The following is a 19,137-nucleotide window of genomic DNA, read 5'->3' on the forward strand; positions in this document are numbered from 1 at the left end:
AGGGAGGGGCCACCGGGCGTCGCTCAGTCGATCGGGCGGAATCAGGGTTCGCTCGGCGGTCCGAACCCATAATACTCAGCGCGGCGAAGCGGGGGTGTGAAAGACTTCGAGCGAAAGCAGTTGCTCGAACGCGTCGAGCGGGAGGGCGCGATCGTCGGTGCGGAGATCCCCGACCGCATCGAGGTGCAGGGCGAGGAGGTGGACCTCCAGTCGTTCGTCTTCGAGATCAAGCGGCGAGACACCATCCCGCCGGGCGAGCGCGAGCGGGTCGACAGCGCCAAGAAGAACCTCCGGCGAGAGCGGCTTCAGCGCAAGCAGCTGATCGAGGACGGCGACGTCAGCTACGAGGAGGGCGAGCGGCTGGCGGACGCCATCGTCGGCATCGACCGCGCGCTCAACGCGCTCGAACAGCTGGGATCGGCGAACCTCGAACAGGAAGCCCAGGCGAAGGAGGCGGCCGACAAGAAGCGCTGGATGAAGTTCCTCAAGAAGGCGCTGGGCCACGAGGAGGCCGACTCCGGCACCGGCCGGGCCAGCCGGGGGCTGTAATGAGCCGGAACGACGAGGTCGCCCGCCGGCTGGAGGAGTTCGCCGACCTGCTGGCGGCCAAGGGCGTCGAGTACAAGCCCCGCGCGTATCGCCAGGCCGCCGAGAACGTCCGGGACTACCCCGGCGCGATCGAGGGGCTGGCCGACGAGGGACCGGATGGCGTCCAGCGGATCGACAAGGTCGGCGACGCCATCGCGAGCAAGATCGTCGAGTACCTCGACACCGGCGAGATGGCGGAACTGGAGGAGCTGCGCGAGGAGTACCCGATCGACATCGAGGCCATCACGGGCGTCGAGGGCGTCGGCCCGAAGACCGCCGGGACGCTCTACGAGGCGCTCGATATACGAGACCTCGACGACCTCGAAGCGGCCGCCGAGGCCGGCGAGATCCGCGAGGTTTCGGGGTTCGGCGAGAAGACCGAACAGAACATCCTGGCGGGCATCGACTTCGCCCGGCAGTCCCACGAGCGGGAACTGCTCGGCGAGGCCAGGCCCTACGGCGAGAGTGTCGTGGGCACGCTTTCGGCCGTGCCAGCGGTCGAGGAGGCCGAGCTCGCGGGGTCGCTGCGCCGCTGGCGGCGGACCATCGGCGACGTCGACGTGCTCGTCGGCAGCGACGACCCCGGGACGGTGATCGACGCGTTCACCGACTGGGAGGAGGCCGACGGCGTGATCGAGGCCGGCGAGAGCAAGGCCAGCGTCCGCGCCAGCGGCGTCCGCGTGGACCTCCGGGTCGTCGACCCGGCGGAGTTCGGCGCGGCGCTGCAGTATTTCACCGGCAGCAAGGAGCACAACCTCGCGGTCCGCAACCGGGCGATCGATCGCGACCTGAAGATGAACGAGTACGGCATCTTCGACGTGAGTGAGGTCGCCGACGACAGCGACCAGCGGGCCGGCGAGCGCGTCGGCGGCGAGACGGAGGCGTCGATGTACGAGCCGCTGGACCTGGAGTGGATGCCGCCCGAGCTGCGGGAGAACCGCGGCGAGATCGAGGCCGCCGCGGAGGGGACGCTGCCGGACCTCGTCGAGCCGGGCGACCTCGAGGGGGACCTGCACACCCACACGGAGTGGTCCGACGGGGAGCTGACCATCGCGGACCACGTCGCGGCGGCGGCCGAGTTCGGCCACGACTACGTTGCGATCACCGACCACGCGACCGGCCCCGGGATGGTCGGCGGCCTCGGTCTCGACGACGGGGAGCTCCGAACGCAGCTCTCGGAGATCCGCGAGGTCGCCGACGACGCCGACATCGAGGTGTTCGCCGGCGTCGAGGCCAATATCTCCGCCGAGGGAGAAATCTCCGTCGCAGACGACCTGCTGGCGGACCTGGACCTGGTGGTCGCCTCGCCACACGCGGCGCTGGACGGCGACGGCACCGACAGGCTGGTCGCCGCGGCCGAGCACCCGTCGGTCGACGTCATCGGCCACCCGACCGGCCGGTACCTGAACCGCCGTCGGGGCCTGGAGCTCGACGTCGAGCGGCTGGCGACGGTCGCCGCCGAGAACGAGACCGCCCTGGAGGTCAACGCGAACCCATCGCGGCTGGACCTCTCGGGGGAAGCCGTCAAGGTGGCCGTCGAGGCGGGCGCGACCGTCGCCGTCGACACCGACGCCCACTCGGCGGCGGACTTCTCGCTCCAGCGGTACGGCCTCCACACCGCCCGCCGGGGCTGGGCCGAGCCCGACGACGTCCTCAACGCCTGGGACGTCGAAGCGGTCCGCGCGTTCCTCGGGTGATGCGGCTCCTGCTCGACGCCATGTGCGGCGGGCTGACGGCGTACCTGCGGATGTGCGGCCACGACGCCGCCTACGCCCTCGACCGGACCGGCGGCGAGGACGTCCCCGACGAGGAACTCGTGGCCCTCGCCGCCGCCGAGGACCGCCGGATCGTCACCCGCGACCGGAACGTCGCCGCGCTGGCCGACGACGCGATTCTCCTCACCGAGCGGGACGTGGTCGATCAACTGCGAGAACTGGCAGCGGTCGGAGTCGAACTGGAACTGGAGGACGAGCCCACCCGCTGTGGCACCTGCAACGGCCCGCTGACGGCCGTCGATCCGACCGAGAGCACGCCCGACTACGCGCCCGATCCGGCTGACGAGCGGGCCTGGCGGTGCCGGGACTGCGGCCAGTACTTCTGGAAGGGGAGCCACTGGGACGACGTGGCGGCGACGCTCGCGGAGCTGTAACTCGGGGGCGCGCTCGGCGACGGGACGGAGCGAACGCGCGAGCTCAGTCCAGCGACCGCGCCAGCGCCAGCGCGCGCTCGCTCGACCCGTCGACGGCGACGGCCGTCGTCACCCCGTCCTCGGTCCACGCGACGACGGTCCTGCCGCGCACGGTCGTCACGTTCGCGGACCGCCCGTCGACGGTCGCGGCCGTCGCGTTCTCGACCGCGAAGCGGTCCGTCGCCGTGGTGGTGACGACGGTCACGTTCTCCTCGTCGGCGAGGTACCGCTGTGCGACGACGGTCTCGTTCCCCCGGCTCGCGACGGTGGCCTCCTCGAACGTCGCACCGCCGCCGAGTTGCGGGAGGGGCAGCGTTACGTTCGCCTGCGCGGCGTCGAACGTCCCGTACTCCTCGACCGTCGACACCGCGACGCGGTCGGTCGGGGGCTGGAACGTGCTCTCGTGGACGCTCACGTTGAACTGCGTCTCCTGCACGTCGACGACGGTCCGGTTCGTCCCGTCGGTCGACTCGGTGCGCAGCACTCGGTAGTCCTCGCGGGCGACCCACAGCGTCGCGTTCGCGTCACCGTTCTCCTCGGTCGGTTCGAGGGTCAGTCGGTACGCCGGCGTGCCGCCGACCGTCTCGGTCCCGGCCAGCGTGGCAGTCACGTTCTCGCCGGGCGTCCCGCGCGTGAGGAGGTCGGTCCTCGCGTCGGCGATCGCCGGTCTCGCGTCCGTGGTGTTCGGCCCCAGTCCCGGGGTCAGTGCTCCGGCCGGCCGGTCGACGCTGCGGTTGTCGGGCGCGTCGACGTCCCAGGCCCTCGCTCCGTCGGGACCGGCGACCCAGGCGACCGTCCCGTTGGTCCCCGCACGGTAGGTCCGGTTCTCGGACGACACGATCACTCGCGAACTGTTCGGGTCGGCCGCGGCGAACTCGAACGTCGCCGTCACCGTCGTCGATCCGTTCGTCGCGGTGATCTCGGCGGACCCGGTCACCGTCTCGGCGTGGTCGTAGCGCTGCTCGACGCGGTCGAGCACCTCGTCGCCGGACGGTTGCTGGAGGACGGCCAGCGCCGGTCCGGCGACCGTCGCCGCGACCGCCGCGACCGCGAGTCCGGCGGCGAGGAGCGCGAGCGTCCGTCGCCCGCCGGTGAGGTCGGTCATCGTCCGGACTTCGGGTCGCAGTCACAAGTGCGTTGGCGTCACACCGGCACGCGCCGAACTACTGTTGGCCAACGCTCATGTCCCCGCGGCCCGAACCAGTCGCCGAATGGGGACTGCCGATCCCGTGGTGGAACTCGCGGACGTCCGCAAGACCTACGACGTCGGCGGGCCGGTCGAGGCGCTCGCCGGCGTCTCGCTGTCGCTGCCGCGCGGGTCCTACACCGCCGTGATGGGGCCAAGCGGGTCCGGCAAGAGCACCCTGCTGAACCTCGCGGGCGGGCTGGACACACCGACCGAGGGGCGCGTCCTGATCGACGGGCGGGACCTCTCGACCGCCAGCGAGTCCGAACGGGCCGCCGTCAGGGGGACCGAGGTCGGCTTCGTCTTCCAGACGTTCAACCTGCTCCCGCGGCTCACCGCCGTCGAGAACGTCGCCCTGCCGCTCGTGTTCGACGGCTGGGACCGGGACCGCCGCCGCGAGCGCGCCAGCGACCTCCTGACCGAGGTGGGACTGGGCGACAGGCTCGACCACCGGCCGCCGGAGCTGAGCGGCGGACAGCGACAGCGGGTGGCCATCGCCCGCGCGCTGGCACCCGACCCCGCGGTGATCCTGGCCGACGAGCCGACAGGGAACGTCGACACCGACACTGGCGACCGCATCATGGACCTTCTGGACGACCTCCACGCGGCGGGCCACACCGTGTTGCTCGTCTCTCACGAGCGGCGGATCGCAGAGCGCGCGGAACGCATCGTGCACGTCCGCGATGGCGTCGTCGAGGACGTGGAGGTGCTCCAATGATCTCCGGAACGCGCACCGGACCGGCGACGGCCCCCGGAACGGGCCGCGCGAGGAGGGACGCCTGATGGAAGCACGCGAGACGCTCCGTATCGCCCTCCGATCGATCCGATCGCACAGACTCCGGTCGGCGCTGACCGTACTCGGCGTGGTCATCGGCATCGCCTCGGTCGTCACGTTCGCCACGTTCGGGGCCAGCGTCCAGGCCGACGTGATCGGGCAGATCGAGGGCTCGACCGCCGACAACGTCTACGTCTTCGGCTCCCCCGAAGGCGAGGGGTTCGACGTGGCCTTCCAGCCCATATTCACGGAGCGAGACGTCAGCACGCTCGGCGGAATCGACGGCGTCCGGGCGGTGATCCCCCGCGGCCAGTTGCCGATGCAGTCGATCGCTCGCGGGAACGACTCTATCGCGACCCAGCAGGTCACCGCTACGGTCCCGGCGACGGTCGACAACGACTCCCTCGTCGCGGGACGGTCGTTCCGGCAGGGGGCCAGCGAGGCGGTGCTCGACCGCCGGGCGGCGACGGCCTTCGAGGGGAACGTCACGGTCGGCGACGAGATAACCCTCACTCGTCAGTCCGGCGAAACCCATACGGTGACCGTCGTCGGAATCGTCGACGGGACCCGGGGCGAGTTACCGGTCAGCAACTTCGCGCGCCAGCCCCGCGTGCTCCTCCCGACCGACCCGTACTACGACACGGCCGCGGAGAGTCCGTCCGTCGGCGCGCGTCAGCTCGCGTATCCGCAGGTGACCGTCGTCGCGGACCCGGCCCGCGTGAGCGAGGTGCGCGCGGCCGTCGAGCGGTCGCTCTCGGACACCGACGCGAGCCAGTTGAAGGCCGACGACGTCGAACTGGTCGCGCGGACCGGCGGCGACTTCGTCGAGCGGATCGGCGACGTCATCGACCGGATCACCCGCTTCGTCACGGGAATCGCCGTCATCGCGCTCGTCGTCGGTGCCGTGGGCATCGCGAACATCATGCTCGTCAGCGTCACCGAGCGCACCCGCGAGATCGGGATCATGAAGGCGGTTGGCGCGCGCAGCCGCGACGTGATGCAGCTGTTCCTCCTCGAGGCGGCGCTGCTGGGCGGGCTGGGCGCCGTCCTCGGTCTGCCGCTCGGCCTCGTCGTGGGGTGGGCCGCGACGCGGTACGCCGAGGTGGGCTTCGCACTGGCCCCCGTCTGGATGGTCCTGTCGGTCGTCGTCGGCGTCCTCGTCGGCGTGGTCTCCGGGCTGTATCCGGCCTGGCGCGCCGCGCGGGTCGATCCCATCGACGCGCTGCGCCGGGAGTAACTGCGCGACGCCCGCACCCGTCGCTCGCGGGCAACTCCAGAACGGCCAAGTAGGCCGCTGGGCGTACCAGTACCAAATGACTCTCTCGGACGAGGCCCGGGACCGGCTGGCGGACGTCGTCGAACTCCAGCCCACCAAGAACTCGGAGCTCCAGGACCGGTGGGACATGGAGAGCGGCAGCGACGTCCACCAGTACCTCGAGTCGGAGCTGAAAGACTACTACTACCGGGACGACGACAGCCTCATCTGCGCGACGCCGGAGGGAATCGAGCTGGTCGGCGGCACCCCTGACGACGACCGGACGATCACCGTCAGCGAACTCCAGGCGGCGGTCGTGGACGTCGTCGCGGGCCCCGACGAGGAACCCCAGAGCGTCGTCTCCGTGCTCCAGGCCGTCCGCGACACCGGCCGCGACCCCGAGGTGGACGACGTCCGGTCGGCGTTGCGGACCCTGGAGGACCGCGGCGTCGTCGAGCGCGTCCAGAAGACCGTCCCCACTTTCCGGCTGGCCGTCGAGCGCGACCGCCTGACGATCGAGCTGACCGACTGACGACTCCGGCGGTCTCCCCGGCGGCGTCACAGTCCGGGCCGACGCCGCCGTCGCCGCTCCGCCAGCAGTTCCTTGATGCGCGTCCCCGGACCGCCCTCGATGGGCCAGCCCTTCGACCGCCAGACGGGCGGTTCGGGTTCGTACTCGTTGCAGGCCCCACTGCACTCCCCGGGTGTCGGCGTCCGCCCCTTCGCGGCGCAGTACGGGACGACGCCGTCGGACTCCGGCCGCAACTGGAAGTGCCGGCAGTCCGGTTGCATCGTGTCCGCGTAGGCGCGCCAGCCCCGCTCGTAGGCCCGCTCGGCGATCCCCAGGCGCTTGTCCGCCTTCCACTCCGGGTCGGCGTACTCGAACCGCGCCGCGCTGGGGCCGTCCGACGGCCGCTCGAGGATCCTCGTCCCGGGATCGTCGACGGCGAGCGCGCTCGGGTGCCAGCCGACCTCGGCCTCGCCCGCCCCGGCGTCTAACGTCAGCACGCCGGCCTCGACCGGCAGGTCCTCCAGCAGGATCGGTTCGACCCGCTCGCCGGTCGCCGCGGTGGCGACCCACACCTCGTCGGCCAGCGAGAGAGCCACGTCCCGCTCCAGTTGCGGCGCGAGGTCGCGCGCCGCGCTGGCCGTGAGGTCCGGCTTGTTCTCGACGGCGACCACGCGATCGACCCAGTCGGGGTACTCGTACTTCCGGCGGATCTGAATCCGGTTGCCCCGCTTGCGCCGGTCCAGGATACCCCGGTCGGCCGCCTCGTGGACCGCCTCGCGGACGTACCGCCAGGAGTAGCCCGGGTCCGGCAGGGCGTCCCGGTAGTAGGTCCACTCCGCCGGCGCCGACCGGACGACGTGCAGCAGGTCCGAGCCCAGCCGCCGCTCCCCGAACTGCGCACGCCGGCGGAGTCCCTCGGGGTCGCACTCCAGGACGATGGTGTCCCAGCGCCGCCGCTTCGTCCCCAACTGACGAGCGACGACGACCGGGTGCTCGCGGTCGCCCTCCGGCGGCCACTCCCGCTCGGCCCACGCGCAGACCCGCACCTCGAAGGCGAACTCGCTGTCCACGGCTCTGCCCAGGGCAAGGCCCCATGGGAACATAAGTCTCGCTCCCGAGAAGGCAAGACGGCGCGCTCATCCGTCAACGAGGAAGTTTGTTCGACAGTATGGAAACCTTTATTTTCGCAGCATATCGGTAGGCACATTGCATGAACACGAATTCGACGCTAGACGTGAATCAGAAGGCCGGACTCGGGAAGCGCGCTGTCGCACTGATCGTCGACAGCATCCTCATGGGGATCGTCGCGGCCGTCCTCACCATGGCGATCGGTTTCGCGGTTCCCATGGGCGGCGGTCCGGGTAGTAACGGCATGGCCGGCGTCGTGGTCGGTCTGCAGTTGCTTACGCCGCTCATCATGTTCGCCTACTTCATCGTTCTGGAGGCTCTCTACGGCCAGACGCTCGGGAAGATGCTCCTGAGCATCACCGTCGTCGGCGAAGATGGTAGCCCCATCGGCTGGGGCGAATCGATCATCCGCAACCTGCTCCGGATCGTCGACGCGCTGCCGTTCCTCTACATCGTCGGTATCATCGCCGTCGTGCTGACCGACGACGAGCAGCGAGTCGGCGACCTCGCGGCCAGCACGTACGTCGTCGAGAGCTAGAACCCGACGCACGATTTCAGGCCGACGCCCCTACTCCTCTTCGTCCTCGCGCTCGTCGAGGAACTCGTGTGCGTCCTCCAGGATCTCGCGGGGACCGTCCTGCGTGACCGTGTTGATCGCCTGCTCGTAGTCGCGCCACTGCAGGTCGCGGTGTTCGTTCGACAGTTCGGCCGACGCCTCGTATGACTTGGCGACGAACAGGTGGACCGTCTTGTGGATGGTCTTCCCGTTCGCCTCGAAGACGTAGTCGTAGTCTTTGCGAAAGCCGTCCAAGAGCCGGAAGTCGCTGATTCCGGCCTCCTCTTTCACCTCGCGGATGGCGGTCTGTTGCAGCTCCTCGTCGCCTTCGACCCCGCCCTTGGGGAACTCCCAGTCGCCGGGGCGGGACTTGAGCAGCAGGTACTCCCGCCGGCCACGCGTATCGCGAAAGAGGATGGCTCCCGCGCTCGTGGCCTCGATCATTACCACAGGCTACCGGCCGGATACTTAAGAGCATATCGGAGGACCGACGAGACCAAATCGCACACGAGACTCCCGCACGGCGCCGAAGTAACTGCCGTCTACGGCCCGTACGACGGGCTTACCGGTCGGTACGATCGCGTTATCACTCCGAGCGGTCGCGTCTGGCGAGGTCGAAAGCGAGCCCTTTTGAGGGTCGCCCGTTCACCCGACACTGATGCCGTTCGTCACCAAACTCACGCTCGAGAGCGGGGACCGCCGCCGACTCGACGACGTCGTCGACGACATCAAGGACCGGGCGGCGCGCAAGGGCGTGGAACTGAAAGGGCCACATCCCCGTCCGCCGGAGCACCACCGCGTGCCCCAGTCCAAGTCGCTGGCCCCCGACGGCGGCCGGTTCGAGTCCTGGGACTACACCGTCTACACGCGCACCGTCGAGATCGTCGACCACCAGGAGTTCGCCCGCGACGTCACCGAACGGGAGTTCCCCCAGGGCATCCACGTCGAGGCCGAGATCGAACAGCGCAGCCACCTGGGCTCCTAGGTGTACTCGACGGGTCTTCCACTGTTCCTGCGCCGCTCATGGCAACTGTCCACAACAGCCAGAAAGCCTCCGCTCGTCGACTCGGGGGGCTCGCTGCGCGCTTCGTTCCCTACGGTCACTCCAGTGCTTGCTTCGTCCGCCATCGCCGAGCGAGCGGCCCCTTTCAGTCCCACCCACACCGGTGGATCAGCCTGTTGAACGGGACTGAAGGGGCGGTCGAACGCCCGGGGACTTTCTGGTTGTTCTCGGCACCTCCACTGGCGGTCGAACCGTCGAGAGCACCTTCCGCCCCTGGCTCGCCGCGCATATAAGTCCCGCCTGCTCCAGAGACGGGTATGGACGCGGAACGGTACGATCGACTGGTATCGCTGCGGCGGGACCTCCACCGGCATCCCGAACCGGCGTGGCGGGAGTTCTACACGACGGCGCGGCTCGTCGAAGAGTGCGAGCGGATCGGCGTCGACGACGTCGTCCTGGGACCGGACCTGCTCGCGTCCGGCGAGCGGCTCTCGGTGCCCGACGAGGACGACCTCGCGGAGTGGTACGAGCGGGCCCTCGACGCAGGCGCGGACGAGGACGTGCTGGAGCGCCTGGCGGGGGGCTGGACGGGCCTGATGGCGACGCTGGAGCGGGGCGAGGGGCCGACGGTGGCGCTGCGGGTGGACGTCGACGGCCTGCCGCGGGAGGAGTCGACGGGTCCCCACCACTACCCGGCGGCGGAGGGGTTCCGCTCGGAGACGGGCGCGATGCACGCGTGCGGGCACGACGGCCACGCGGCTATCGGCGTCGGCGTCCTGGAGGCGGTCGCCGAGAGCGACTTCGAAGGGACGCTGAAGGTCGTCTTCCAGCCGGCCGAGGAGGTCGTCGGCGGGGCGCGGCCGGTCGCGGAGAGCGGCCACCTCGACGACGTGGACGTCCTGCTCGCGGTTCACCTGGGGCTGGACCACCCCACCGGCGAGGTCGTGGCCGGCATCGAGGAGATTCTCGCCGTCAGTCAGTTTCGGGCGGACTTCGAGGGCGAACCCGCGCACGCGGGCGGCCATCCCGCGCAGGGCCGCAACGCCGTCCAGGCGCTGGCGACGGCGGTCCAGAACCTCTACGCCATCCCGCGCCACGAGGCGGGCGCGACGCGGGTCAACGCCGGCGTCGTCGAGGGCGGTACCGCGACGAACATCGTCCCCGAACACGCCAGCATCGAGGGCGAGGTCCGCGGCGAGACGACCGAGCTGATGGAATACGTGCGCGAGCGTGCGGACGACGTAATCGAGAGCGCGGCCGACATGTACGACTGCGAAGTCGAGGTCGCCCGGACCGGCGAGGCGCCGGGCGGGAAGAACGACGACGCCGTCGTCGACCTGGGCTACGAGGCCGCCGGGCGCGTCAAGGGGGTCGACTCCCGGGTCCGGACGGCGGCGCTGGGCGGCAGCGAGGACGCCACCTACCTCATGCGCCGCGTTCAGGAGACGGGCGGCGAGGCCGCCTACGTCGGCGTCGGCACGGACCACCCCGGCGGCCACCACACGGCCACCTTCGACGTCGACGAGCCCTCCATCGCCGTCGGCGTCGACTGGCTCACCGAGACGCTGCTCGCTGCGGCCGAGGACCGGTAGACAGGGGATATATCGGATTCCCGCCCCAAGTCCACGTATGGACGCCAACGCAGACGCCGCGGGCGGCGCTGACACCGATGCAGACGCAGCGGATGGCGGGGACACCGACGCAGACGCAGCGGACGGCGCCGACGAGGTCCGCGTCTGGCTGGTCGAGCGGACCTACTCGGACGACGAGCAGAACATGATTATCCTCGTGTACGCCACGCCGGACGGCGAGCGGTACTTCCGGAAGGAGCGGGCGCTCACGAGCTTCACCGACGTCCGCGACACCACCGCCGCGCTGGACGTCGATCCGGGCGACCTCGGGGCGGTCGACGACCCCGACCAGCGCGAGCAGTACGCGACCGAGGCCGAGCGGATGGCCGACGTCCACGACCCCGACGAGCCGATCTGATCGCCTCGTCGATCGTGCGTCCGCCTCGTCCAGGGGGAACGCTCATTGTCCGTGGCTCGGTATCGCTTCGCATGAGTGACAGCAGTCAGACGCGCGTCGAGGCCATCATGTCGACGCCGCTCGAGACGATCACGCCCGACGCCACGCTGACCGAGGCGACGACGGCGATGCGCGAGGAGGACATCAGCGCGCTGCTGGTGACGACTGCGCCGCCGTCGATCGTCACCAGCACGGACGTCCTCGACGCCGTCGCCGAGGGCCGCGATCCGGACGACGTGCTGGTCGAGGACGTGATGACGGAGTCGGTCGAGACGGTGCCGCCAGACCTCCGACTGGGCGAGGTCGCGGCGATGATGACGAACTTCGGGATCAACCACCTCCCCGTGGTGGACGACGACTACCTCGGGATGGTCTCGTCGACGGACATCACCGCGCACATGGCCTGACACGGACTGTTGTAGCTGGTTCCGGTTCGACCGTCTCTGTTCGGACGGTCGTACCGGTGCTGACCTACAACAGTCCGTATGGGAGAAACCGGGCGGGTCTGACGGCCGCCCGGGACCGCTCAGTACTTCGGATCGGCGTCGACGACCTCGTAGATCTCGTCCATCAGGTCGTCCCGTCGGGCCTGCCACCGGTCGAACGCGCCGGGGTGGGTGGGGTACTCCTCGTAGAGGGCGAGCAGGCGATCGGCCAGCTGTTTCGTCTGGTAGAGGTCGTAGATGGTACCCCAGTGGCCGAAGCTCTTGATCGCCGTCCTGAGCTTCAGCCCGAGGCTCATGTCAGTCGACCCGGAGTACAGCGCCTCGGCGAGTTGCTCGCCGGGCAGCGCCGCGAGCAGGCCCATCAGGTCGTCGACGTCGTAGGCGGTCGTGAAGATGTTGTAGACGTCCAGCGCGGCGTAGCGCGCGCCGAAGTGGTCCATGACGCGCTCGTTGTACTCCCAGAGCACGGCCTCGTCGTCGACGCGGCCGTCCTCGATGGCCTCGACGGCCTGCTCGGCGGCGTACTGGCCGGCGTAGGCCGCGCCGGCGATGCCGCCTCCGGTGGTCGGATTGACGTGGCCCGCGGCGTCGCCGACGGCCATGAAGCCCGGCGCGACCGCGGAGTCGTAAGGCCGCCGGGTCGGCAGCGCGGCCCCGAGCTTGTCCGTGACCTCCGCGTCCTGAAACTCCGACCGGGCAGAGAGGTCCCGCTTGAGGTCGTCGACCAGCTCCATGGGTTCCTCGGTCATCTGGAAGCCCAGACCGACGTTGATCTCCGTCTCCGTGCGCGGGAAGTACCAGAGGTAGCCCGCCGACCGCTCCGTGGGCTTGAAGACGAGCGCGTCGTCCCACGGGACCGGTTCCTCGGTCTCGACGACCTCCCGGTAGCCCGAGCAGAACTGCGAGTAGGTGACGTTCGTGTCGAAGGTGGCGTCCTCGAAGTCGGCCTTGTCCTGGAGGATCGACAGCGCCCCGGCCGCGTCGATCACGACGTCGGTCTCGTAGGTTACCGGGTCGCCCTTCCGCATCGCCTTCAGGCCGGTCACCGTGCCGTCCTCGTCCTGGAGCACGTTCTGGACGACGGTGTCGTAGTGGAACTCGGCGCCGGCCTCCGTAGCACCGTCGATGATGCGGCGGCCGTACTCCCAGCGGTCGATGACGGCCAGTTCGCCCGGCACCGGGATCTCGAGGACGGTGTCTTCCTGGGGAATCTCGAACCGGCCGTGGTCGACGTCGGTGTTGGTGAACGCGGGTTCGATCTGGGACTTCGGGATGGCATCGGGGAAGTTCGAGGCGCCCTTCAGCGCGTCTCCGCAGGCGATGTGGCCCGCCTCCTGCTCGTCCTTGCGCTCGGCGACGACGACGTCGTAGCCCTCGCGGGCGAGCGTCGCGGCCGCGTAACAGCCCGCCGTCCCGGCCCCGACGACGGCGACGTCCGCCGACACGGTCCGTCCGTCGCCACCGGACCCGTCGGCTGCATCCGTTGTCATGGACGCCAGTGATTTCCCGAGGGAGAAAACTCTTTATTCCCGTCGCCAATATCGCCGCCCTCACTCCCGCTGACAGGCATCTGTGGCAAGAGTTTTGGCGGGCGATTCCGAACCCCGGGACATGACCGAGTACACGGTGGAGTTCGTCGGCACGGGCGAGGAGATCACCGTCGCCGACACCGACACGATCCTGAGCCGCTGCCTCGAGGAGGGCATCGCTCAGGAGTACTCCTGCCGGGTCGGGATGTGTCTGGCCTGTTCGGCGCGGATCGTCGAGGGCGAGGTGACCCAGCCCGCCGCCCGCGGACTGACCGACGAGGAGCGCGAGGAGTACGCGCTGACCTGCATGGCCCGTCCCGCCTCCGACCTGAAGCTGGACCGGGGCGAGTACCCCCCGAGCATCGAGGCCGAGCCCGCGGTAGGCGACGCCGACGGATCGGTGGCGGCCGACGACTGACGTTTCACTCCGTTTTTCAACATCTGCAAGAAACGGTATACGGGGGTTTCGATCCATAACACGCCGTTACGCGGCCCATTAGGAAGCGGATAGTCCACCCCCAGGAAGGACAGGTCATATAAGCTAGCGGCCCCTAGAAGCAACCGAACACCAGCCTCTGCGGTAGGGGACGGCTGCCGAGGTTCGCAACACCAACCATGACCAGCCGCGTATACAGACTCCACTCGACACTCGAACTGCCACTGGAAGACACGTACGACTTCTTCGAGGACGCCGACCTCCCACCGGAGATCGCGGACGTAGAGATCACCCGCCGCAACAACACGCTCATCATCAGCGCCGTCGCGGAAGACGAATCGATCAGCAAGTACACGCCGACCGCCCAGCTCAAGGCCAGCGTCACCGAGAACCGCGTCTACGAGGAGCTGCCCGAAGACGAGGAGCCGCCGGGATTCAACGGCATGAACGGCGGCGGTGGCGGCCCGCAGTGGGGCCAGCTCGAGGAGGAGGAGAAGCCGGACTCCGAACTCGTCGAATACGCCTGCTTCAAGGGCGACCGCGAGACCGTGCTCCAGAACACGGCGCTGCAGTATCCGATGTTTCAGGTCCTCTGCGACGTCGCTCGCAACGCCGAGAAAGGGACCCTTACCGCCATCGCTGCGGTCGACGACGACCTCGAGGCCGTCCGAATCGTCGACGGGGAGGACAAGCCCGCGCAGATCAACGTCGTTGAAGAGCCCCGAGAGGACGAGGACGAGGACACGGTCAACTGGCGGGACAACGAGTTCATCTCATAGTGGACCCGTAGCGGCCGACTGGCGGTCTCATTCCGACGCGCGTCGAACGGGGAGCCACTGCCGTAGCCTCCGGACCACACTTCGCCGGTGCCGTCCCCGGAACGTCGGCGGAGCTCGCGAGGGCGGACGGGCACGACGCGTCCGCCGACTCTGATACGTCGAATTACATCGTATACAGCCGACCTTACCCGTCGAGCCATCCGGCGACCGCCGCTTCCAGTCGGTCCAGCGACGCCTCGACGCGCAGTTCGTCGGTGTCGATCACCAGGTCCGCCCGGGGCGGGTCGAACTCGGCGGCGACGGACTCGACGCCCCGGTCCGGGACGGGGTCCTGACGTCGACGGTTCCGCGCGAGACACGTCTCCAGGGGCGCCCGGACCCACACCTCGCGGACGTCGTCGAGGCGGTAGAAGCGGTTGCGCCACTCGCGCCGGGCGAAGGTGCCGTCGAGCAGCCAGACGTCGGGCCTCGCGACGTCGTCCTCGACGCCCTCGGCCACGGCCTCGTACAATTGCTCGTACGTCCGCCGCCGGTAGTCGTCCGAGTGCAGGAGCGCGACCGCGCGGCCGCGGTCGGCGAGTCGGTCACGCAGTCCGGTCGCCAGCGTCGTCTTCCCGGACCCCGGGAGGCCGGACAGGATGACGATCACGGGCGGAAGTTGAGCGTGGCGACGCAATTGCGTTGCGCGCCGGGAAGACGACGGGCCGGCAACCGTTCACGCCCCGCCGGTCCCGCCGTCCGCGACGCGCTCGGCGACGGCAAGGGTCACCTCGGCCTCGATCCAGGCGGCCACGACGATCATGAGGGCGGCGACGACGTACAGCAGGCCGGCCTCCTTCAGATCCCGGCGTGTGAAGAGTTCGTCCTCTAGGCCGCGGACGTACCGGACCGTCCGGTGGCCGAACCGGTAGCCGATCGCCGAGACGATCAGCAGCGCGGGGATCTCGACGATTCCGTGCGGTGCGATGAGCGCGACGACGGTCAGCAGGTCCGTCTCGCGGAGGGCGATCTGGACCACCGCGCCGATGAGGACGCCGTTCAGCAGGAGCGCGAAGGCGGTCAGCGCGCCTGCCGACGCGGCCCCCAGCGAGATGACCGTGATGGCGAGCAGGTTGTTGGAGAGGAGCGTCCAGAAGGTTATCCGGTCGGGGAGAAACGCCGACGAACCGGTCCCCTGCTGTAGCCACTCGGCGGGCACCTGCGTCCCGAGCGCGTACCCGAGCACCACCCCGGCCGCGAGCGTCAGGAACGCCGCCAGTGCGTATCCCCGTAGCCACCGCCGCGCGACGGCGCGCGCGGCCCGAGCTCGGTCAGTCATCGTCGGCGGTGACGACGGGCGGCCGCTTAACGGTCGGGGGACCGGGCCTCCGGCGGGTCGACTCTCTGCACCGGTCTGACTGCCTCCGTGTGCCTGTGAACCACCCCCATAGTCGTCCAAAAAGTACTTACAACTAACCTAATTACATGTTATTACCATGTCCGAGTTTCCGGACTACCTCGACGTCGACTACAGCGACGGCGAGGGCGAGGACCCGGCGGATTACCCGACTATCAACCACAAGATCGAGAAGGCCATCGAGGTGACCAAGGAGGGCCTCGAGCAGTACGAGAACCCGGTCGTCATGTGGACCGGCGGCAAGGACTCCACGCTCACGCTCTACTTCGTCAAGGAGGTCGCCGATCGGTTCGACCTGGAGGTTCCTCCGGTCGTCTTCATCGATCACTACCAGCACTTCGACGAGCTCATCGACTTCGTCGAGCACTGGGCCGACGAGTGGGACCTGGAGGTCATCTGGGCCCGCAACGAGGACGTCGGCGAGTACGTCGAGGAGAACGACCTCGAGCCCGGCGACGACATCCCCGTCGACGCACTCTCCGAGCACAACCAGCACCACATTCGGAACATCCTCGAGTACGAGGACGAGGAGTTCCCGTTCCTGCTGGACACCTACGTCGGTAACCACCTGCTGAAGACGGTCGCGCTCAACGACGCGATCGAAGAGCACGACGTCGACGGCATCATCTCCGGCGTCCGCTGGGACGAGCAGGAGGCCCGCGCCGACGAGACGTTCTTCTCGCCGCGCCACGACCCCGACATCTACCCGCCCCACGACCGCGTCCAGACGATCCTCCAGTTCGACGAGCCCGCCGTCTGGGACGCGTTCTGGAACTTCGTCGTCCCGGACACCGTCGAGGAGTTCCCGGACGAGGGCTACGTCCCCGAAACGGACGACGACCTCCCCGGGAGCGTCGAGCAGGAGGACGTCCCCGTCTCGCCGAAGTACTTCGCCGGGTTCCGCTCGCTCGGCAGCGAGGTCAGCACCGACAAGGCCGCCGAGGAGCCCGCATGGCAGCAGGACCTCGAAGGCACGACCGAGCGCGCCGGCCGCGCCCAGGACAAGGAGGACCTCATGGAGCGCCTCCGCGACCTGGGCTACATGTGACTTCCTCCCAACCTACTCGCTCACCGCTGACGCGGTTTGCTCCGTGAGGGTGGGACTTCCTGCTTCCACGACGCGCTTTGCAGACACCGAATCAGTGTCCGTAGGGAGCGCAGTCTCCACAGGCGTTGATTCGGGACAGCCCGTCCCTACTTGTTCGAGGCCGCGAGAAAGGATGTTCCACGATGCATTCGCATCCCTGTCCGCTTCAAACCCACACGACGGACACGAATGCTCGCGCACCCACAGCGGTTTGTCCGTCTCTGTTCCGCACGACGCGCACTCTTTGGTCGTGCCATGAGGGTCCACGGCGGCGAAGTACGTGCCTTCCCGCTCGCACTTGTATTCGAGCATTCTGAGGAACGTCCCCCACGAGGCCCCGGCACGGTTCCGAGAATTACCGGGAAGTTCGACCAATCCCTTCATGTCTGCTTTATTGAATCCGGGGACGGCGGGCAGATAGCGTCGCTGTGAAGGTCGAAGCGAAGCGGAGAGGGGAATGTGCCTCAACTCCTTTCCGCTTCGTTACACAAGCGGCGTCGCTAGCTCAAAAGCGCTGTGCCGCCAGCCCCACGGCGGTGGTGAGCGACCCGGCTGGCAGCGGGTTTGCCGGCTGGAAGCATCTGACGCTGCACTTTCTGCGGGTTCACATGAGTGCGAGCGACGCGGAAATCGTCGACTGGGCCAGTGAGATAGACCGGGTGCGCGGTCTTGTAGTTGGCCCGCTTCGAGTTCCCGGCACCCTCGACGCTGTGGCATCCGGCCGAACGGAGTGCGGCCGGGCTCGTTGGACGAGCGTGCGAGTCCAACGGCGGTCGTTCGAGCGGGTGCCGACCCGCATCTGGCGCCAACTGCTCGACCGGTCAGCAGCCCGCTGCGATCCCGGCGACTCGGCACACTGGCCCCACGATACCCGGGTGGGCCGTCAGGTTGCGCTGCGCAACACCGACAAAATAGAGAGTCTCGCCGGCGACAACGGCTATGACGACCAATCACTGCGGGACGCACCCCGTTCAGACGGCGTCCGGCCAGTGATCAAACATCGGCTGTTCGCCCACTACGACCACGCCCACAACGCACGGTTGGACAGCGATCTTTACGGGCAGCGCTGGCTGGCCGAGAGCGCATTCTCGGCCATCAAACGCCGATACGGCTCCGCTGTCAGACCGGGCGTCTGGTACCGAGCGTTTCGTGAACTCGTGCTTACCGCCGCAGTCTACAACCTCGAGCAAGCAATCAAAGAGTGATCCCTACGCTGTCCGTGGATTCAATAGAGCAGTCACGTCCAAATCCTCGACCGCTACAAGGTCGTACTCGCGGGCGTAGTACGCCGAGAGTTTGTGCAAGAAGTCTCGCCGCTTGCGCCTCAGGTCGGCGTGGCATCGAGCGACCGTCTTGCGCTGTTCCTCCCAATTGTTTGAGCCGTGTTCCTTCCGTGAGAGGTTGCGTTGAGCGCAATCCAACCGCTCGCGTTCGTCGGAAAGGTCCGGCGACCCGACGGCGGTTCCATCGCTGTCGTGGACGTATTTGAGGATTCCCACGTCGATGCCAACTGCGTCAGTCACTTCGTCGGGCTTCTCGGGTGGGTCGTCGGGAGTTTCGATGCCAAAGATGGCGTACCACTTGCCGGTGGGTTCCCGTTTGACTGTGACGGTCTTGATGGTGGCGTCGTCAGGCAGGTCGCGGTGGAAAGTGATGGGAATGTCACCAATCTTCGAGAGCCATAGTCGAGTCCGACCACTCGTGTTTTTGAGCTCGAAGCCGGACTGACTATAGGTGAACGATTGGTACTCACTCGGCGCTTTCCACTGCAACTCCCCGACGCTGTAGCCGTTCTGCTTTCGGCCTTTGAGCGTCGAGAGGTTGTCGTACAACCGCTGGACGACTTTCTGCAACACCTTCGAGTGAACGTCTCGCAGGTCAGTCCACCAGTCTTTCAGGTCCGGTAGGCGTTTCTGCTCGGGGTACGCCGACGTATCGTCGTGTCTGTTGAGGCGGTGGAGGAAATGGTTGTAGACCTGCCTACAGGTATCGACAGTCCACGCTAATCGCTCGCGGAGATCGTCAGTCGGGTTCAATCGATACCTGTAGTTGTAGTTCATCTATTCGTCGTCGGGGTCAGAAGTACGGACGACCTTCACGTCCGCGCCACGCCAGCGTTTCGGGACATAGACGTGAGCGCCGTTGCCGGTGGCTTTCACGTCGCCGTTCACGACTTCATGGCCGTTGATTGTGAACTCATCCATGTACGATGTAGATACATTGTTGAGACTGATAAAAGTGTCTGT

At 68.2% G+C, this 19,137-nt stretch carries 21 protein-coding genes and 3 pseudogenes; 15 read left to right on the plus strand and 9 right to left on the minus strand.

What is annotated here, in order from left to right; genetic code table 11:
* The first annotated feature begins 96 nt into the window (after positions 1–96).
* The 3 genes from LCY71_RS13975 to LCY71_RS13985 are packed head-to-tail and all read left to right on the plus strand — an operon-like array spanning position 97 to position 2,737.
* Entirely contained in the window at positions 97–549 is a 453-nt protein-coding gene (locus tag LCY71_RS13975) for a DUF5788 family protein (protein WP_225333762.1), read from the plus strand.
* Positions 549–2,285, plus strand: a complete 1,737-nt coding sequence (polX, locus tag LCY71_RS13980; protein WP_225333763.1) for a DNA polymerase/3'-5' exonuclease PolX — start codon at positions 549–551, stop codon at positions 2,283–2,285. Before LCY71_RS13975 ends, polX begins: the two co-directional genes overlap by 1 nt.
* Positions 2,285–2,737 carry a Mut7-C RNAse domain-containing protein gene (locus LCY71_RS13985; RefSeq protein WP_225333764.1) on the plus strand — a complete coding sequence of 151 codons (453 nt, stop codon included), beginning with the start codon at positions 2,285–2,287 and terminating at the stop codon, positions 2,735–2,737. Before polX ends, LCY71_RS13985 begins: the two co-directional genes overlap by 1 nt.
* Before the next feature lie 43 nt (positions 2,738–2,780).
* On the opposite strand, the gene LCY71_RS13990 is transcribed toward LCY71_RS13985, so the two are convergent.
* Positions 2,781–3,881: a LolA family protein gene (locus LCY71_RS13990; protein ID WP_225333765.1), complete on the minus strand. Its 1,101-nt coding sequence runs from the start codon at positions 3,879–3,881 to the stop codon at positions 2,781–2,783.
* Between the two features lie 106 nt (positions 3,882–3,987).
* Between LCY71_RS13990 and LCY71_RS13995 the strand changes: the two genes are divergently transcribed.
* From LCY71_RS13995 to LCY71_RS14005, 3 genes are all read left to right on the plus strand, one after another.
* Positions 3,988–4,680: an ABC transporter ATP-binding protein gene (locus LCY71_RS13995; protein WP_225333766.1), complete on the plus strand. Its 693-nt coding sequence runs from the start codon at positions 3,988–3,990 to the stop codon at positions 4,678–4,680.
* 64 nt (positions 4,681–4,744) lie between these two features.
* Positions 4,745–5,974: an ABC transporter permease gene (locus tag LCY71_RS14000; RefSeq protein WP_225333767.1), complete on the plus strand. Its 1,230-nt coding sequence runs from the start codon at positions 4,745–4,747 to the stop codon at positions 5,972–5,974.
* A gap of 76 nt (positions 5,975–6,050) precedes the next feature.
* The gene (locus LCY71_RS14005) at positions 6,051–6,524 is read left to right on the plus strand and encodes a DUF5797 family protein (RefSeq protein WP_225333768.1); all 474 of its coding nucleotides are present in this window, start codon (positions 6,051–6,053) and stop codon (positions 6,522–6,524) included.
* Between the two features lie 26 nt (positions 6,525–6,550).
* Here the strand turns inward: LCY71_RS14005 and LCY71_RS14010 are convergent, their stop codons facing one another.
* Positions 6,551–7,606 carry a DUF5787 family protein gene (locus LCY71_RS14010; RefSeq protein WP_225333769.1) on the minus strand — a complete coding sequence of 352 codons (1,056 nt, stop codon included), beginning with the start codon at positions 7,604–7,606 and terminating at the stop codon, positions 6,551–6,553.
* Between the two features lie 107 nt (positions 7,607–7,713).
* Here LCY71_RS14010 and LCY71_RS14015 point away from each other — a divergent pair, with 107 nt between their 5' ends.
* Positions 7,714–8,169, plus strand: coding sequence for an RDD family protein (locus LCY71_RS14015; protein ID WP_225333770.1), 456 nt, complete (start codon positions 7,714–7,716; stop codon positions 8,167–8,169).
* Between the two features lie 30 nt (positions 8,170–8,199).
* On the opposite strand, the gene LCY71_RS14020 is transcribed toward LCY71_RS14015, so the two are convergent.
* A complete protein-coding gene (locus tag LCY71_RS14020) occupies positions 8,200–8,631 on the minus strand; it encodes a bis(5'-nucleosyl)-tetraphosphatase (RefSeq protein WP_225333771.1) in 432 nt (143 codons plus the stop codon).
* Between the two features lie 214 nt (positions 8,632–8,845).
* Here LCY71_RS14020 and LCY71_RS14025 point away from each other — a divergent pair, with 214 nt between their 5' ends.
* From LCY71_RS14025 to LCY71_RS14040, 4 genes are all read left to right on the plus strand, one after another.
* Positions 8,846–9,172, plus strand: a complete 327-nt coding sequence (locus LCY71_RS14025; protein WP_225333772.1) for an uS10/mL48 family ribosomal protein — start codon at positions 8,846–8,848, stop codon at positions 9,170–9,172.
* Positions 9,173–9,507: 335 nt separating this feature from the next.
* On the plus strand, positions 9,508–10,782 hold the full coding sequence (locus tag LCY71_RS14030) for an amidohydrolase (RefSeq protein ID WP_225333773.1): 1,275 nt from the start codon (positions 9,508–9,510) through the stop codon (positions 10,780–10,782).
* A 37-nt stretch (positions 10,783–10,819) separates the two neighbouring features.
* A complete protein-coding gene (locus tag LCY71_RS14035; protein ID WP_373325135.1) occupies positions 10,820–11,179 on the plus strand; it encodes a DUF7967 family protein in 360 nt (119 codons plus the stop codon).
* Between the two features lie 71 nt (positions 11,180–11,250).
* A complete protein-coding gene (locus LCY71_RS14040) occupies positions 11,251–11,625 on the plus strand; it encodes a CBS domain-containing protein (protein ID WP_225333774.1) in 375 nt (124 codons plus the stop codon).
* Between the two features lie 119 nt (positions 11,626–11,744).
* On the opposite strand, the gene LCY71_RS14045 is transcribed toward LCY71_RS14040, so the two are convergent.
* Entirely contained in the window at positions 11,745–13,154 is a 1,410-nt protein-coding gene (locus LCY71_RS14045) for a geranylgeranyl reductase family protein (protein ID WP_225333775.1), read from the minus strand.
* Positions 13,155–13,275: 121 nt separating this feature from the next.
* Between LCY71_RS14045 and LCY71_RS14050 the strand changes: the two genes are divergently transcribed.
* Positions 13,276–13,611 (plus strand): 2Fe-2S iron-sulfur cluster-binding protein, encoded by a 336-nt coding sequence (locus LCY71_RS14050; RefSeq protein WP_225333776.1) that lies wholly within the window; start codon positions 13,276–13,278, stop codon positions 13,609–13,611.
* A 197-nt stretch (positions 13,612–13,808) separates the two neighbouring features.
* Positions 13,809–14,408 (plus strand): DUF7110 family protein, encoded by a 600-nt coding sequence (locus LCY71_RS14055; protein ID WP_225333777.1) that lies wholly within the window; start codon positions 13,809–13,811, stop codon positions 14,406–14,408.
* Between the two features lie 184 nt (positions 14,409–14,592).
* On the opposite strand, the gene LCY71_RS14060 is transcribed toward LCY71_RS14055, so the two are convergent.
* Both LCY71_RS14060 and LCY71_RS14065 read right to left on the minus strand, forming a co-directional pair.
* Positions 14,593–15,084 carry an AAA family ATPase gene (locus LCY71_RS14060; RefSeq protein ID WP_225333778.1) on the minus strand — a complete coding sequence of 164 codons (492 nt, stop codon included), beginning with the start codon at positions 15,082–15,084 and terminating at the stop codon, positions 14,593–14,595.
* 39 nt (positions 15,085–15,123) lie between these two features.
* On the minus strand, positions 15,124–15,726 hold the full coding sequence (locus LCY71_RS14065; protein WP_225333779.1) for a stage II sporulation protein M: 603 nt from the start codon (positions 15,724–15,726) through the stop codon (positions 15,124–15,126).
* Positions 15,727–15,883: 157 nt separating this feature from the next.
* Between LCY71_RS14065 and LCY71_RS14070 the strand changes: the two genes are divergently transcribed.
* Entirely contained in the window at positions 15,884–16,852 is a 969-nt protein-coding gene (locus tag LCY71_RS14070) for a phosphoadenosine phosphosulfate reductase family protein (RefSeq protein WP_225333780.1), read from the plus strand.
* A 12-nt stretch (positions 16,853–16,864) separates the two neighbouring features.
* On the opposite strand, the pseudogene LCY71_RS14075 reads toward LCY71_RS14070, so the two are convergent.
* Positions 16,865–17,278, minus strand: a pseudogene (locus LCY71_RS14075) (RNA-guided endonuclease InsQ/TnpB family protein); the annotation flags it as partial.
* Positions 17,279–17,319: 41 nt separating this feature from the next.
* Between LCY71_RS14075 and LCY71_RS14080 the strand changes: the two are divergent.
* Positions 17,320–18,096 (plus strand): annotated as a pseudogene (locus LCY71_RS14080) (transposase).
* A gap of 21 nt (positions 18,097–18,117) precedes the next feature.
* Here LCY71_RS14080 and LCY71_RS14085 read toward each other — a convergent pair.
* A pseudogene (locus LCY71_RS14085) lies at positions 18,118–18,951 on the minus strand (RNA-guided endonuclease InsQ/TnpB family protein); the annotation flags it as partial.
* Positions 18,952–19,095 carry a DUF2080 family transposase-associated protein gene (locus LCY71_RS14090; RefSeq protein ID WP_225333782.1) on the minus strand — a complete coding sequence of 48 codons (144 nt, stop codon included), beginning with the start codon at positions 19,093–19,095 and terminating at the stop codon, positions 18,952–18,954. It lies immediately after the preceding pseudogene.
* Between the last annotated feature and the right edge of the window lie 42 nt (positions 19,096–19,137).

This window comes from Halomicrobium urmianum, assembly GCF_020217425.1.
Classification (GTDB): domain Archaea; phylum Halobacteriota; class Halobacteria; order Halobacteriales; family Haloarculaceae; genus Halomicrobium; species Halomicrobium urmianum.

Excerpts from the sequence above, each read along its gene's own strand:
- LCY71_RS14025 (WP_225333772.1), top strand. The coding sequence starts at position 8,846 with ATGCCGTTCGTCACCAAACTCACGCTCGAGAGCGGGGACCGCCGCCGA.
- LCY71_RS14090 (WP_225333782.1), bottom strand. The coding sequence starts at position 19,095 with ATGGATGAGTTCACAATCAACGGCCATGAAGTCGTGAACGGCGACGTG.
- LCY71_RS14055 (WP_225333777.1), top strand. The coding sequence starts at position 13,809 with ATGACCAGCCGCGTATACAGACTCCACTCGACACTCGAACTGCCACTG.
- LCY71_RS14050 (WP_225333776.1), top strand. The coding sequence starts at position 13,276 with ATGACCGAGTACACGGTGGAGTTCGTCGGCACGGGCGAGGAGATCACC.
- LCY71_RS13995 (WP_225333766.1), top strand. The coding sequence starts at position 3,988 with ATGGGGACTGCCGATCCCGTGGTGGAACTCGCGGACGTCCGCAAGACC.
- LCY71_RS14045 (WP_225333775.1), bottom strand. The coding sequence starts at position 13,154 with ATGACAACGGATGCAGCCGACGGGTCCGGTGGCGACGGACGGACCGTG.
- LCY71_RS14015 (WP_225333770.1), top strand. The coding sequence starts at position 7,714 with ATGAACACGAATTCGACGCTAGACGTGAATCAGAAGGCCGGACTCGGG.
- LCY71_RS13990 (WP_225333765.1), bottom strand. The coding sequence starts at position 3,881 with ATGACCGACCTCACCGGCGGGCGACGGACGCTCGCGCTCCTCGCCGCC.
- LCY71_RS14000 (WP_225333767.1), top strand. The coding sequence starts at position 4,745 with ATGGAAGCACGCGAGACGCTCCGTATCGCCCTCCGATCGATCCGATCG.
- LCY71_RS14020 (WP_225333771.1), bottom strand. The coding sequence starts at position 8,631 with ATGATCGAGGCCACGAGCGCGGGAGCCATCCTCTTTCGCGATACGCGT.
- LCY71_RS14005 (WP_225333768.1), top strand. The coding sequence starts at position 6,051 with ATGACTCTCTCGGACGAGGCCCGGGACCGGCTGGCGGACGTCGTCGAA.
- LCY71_RS14070 (WP_225333780.1), top strand. The coding sequence starts at position 15,884 with ATGTCCGAGTTTCCGGACTACCTCGACGTCGACTACAGCGACGGCGAG.
- LCY71_RS14035 (WP_373325135.1), top strand. The coding sequence starts at position 10,820 with ATGGACGCCAACGCAGACGCCGCGGGCGGCGCTGACACCGATGCAGAC.
- LCY71_RS14010 (WP_225333769.1), bottom strand. The coding sequence starts at position 7,606 with ATGTTCCCATGGGGCCTTGCCCTGGGCAGAGCCGTGGACAGCGAGTTC.
- LCY71_RS14040 (WP_225333774.1), top strand. The coding sequence starts at position 11,251 with ATGAGTGACAGCAGTCAGACGCGCGTCGAGGCCATCATGTCGACGCCG.
- polX (WP_225333763.1), top strand. The coding sequence starts at position 549 with ATGAGCCGGAACGACGAGGTCGCCCGCCGGCTGGAGGAGTTCGCCGAC.
- LCY71_RS14065 (WP_225333779.1), bottom strand. The coding sequence starts at position 15,726 with ATGACTGACCGAGCTCGGGCCGCGCGCGCCGTCGCGCGGCGGTGGCTA.
- LCY71_RS13985 (WP_225333764.1), top strand. The coding sequence starts at position 2,285 with ATGCGGCTCCTGCTCGACGCCATGTGCGGCGGGCTGACGGCGTACCTG.
- LCY71_RS14030 (WP_225333773.1), top strand. The coding sequence starts at position 9,508 with ATGGACGCGGAACGGTACGATCGACTGGTATCGCTGCGGCGGGACCTC.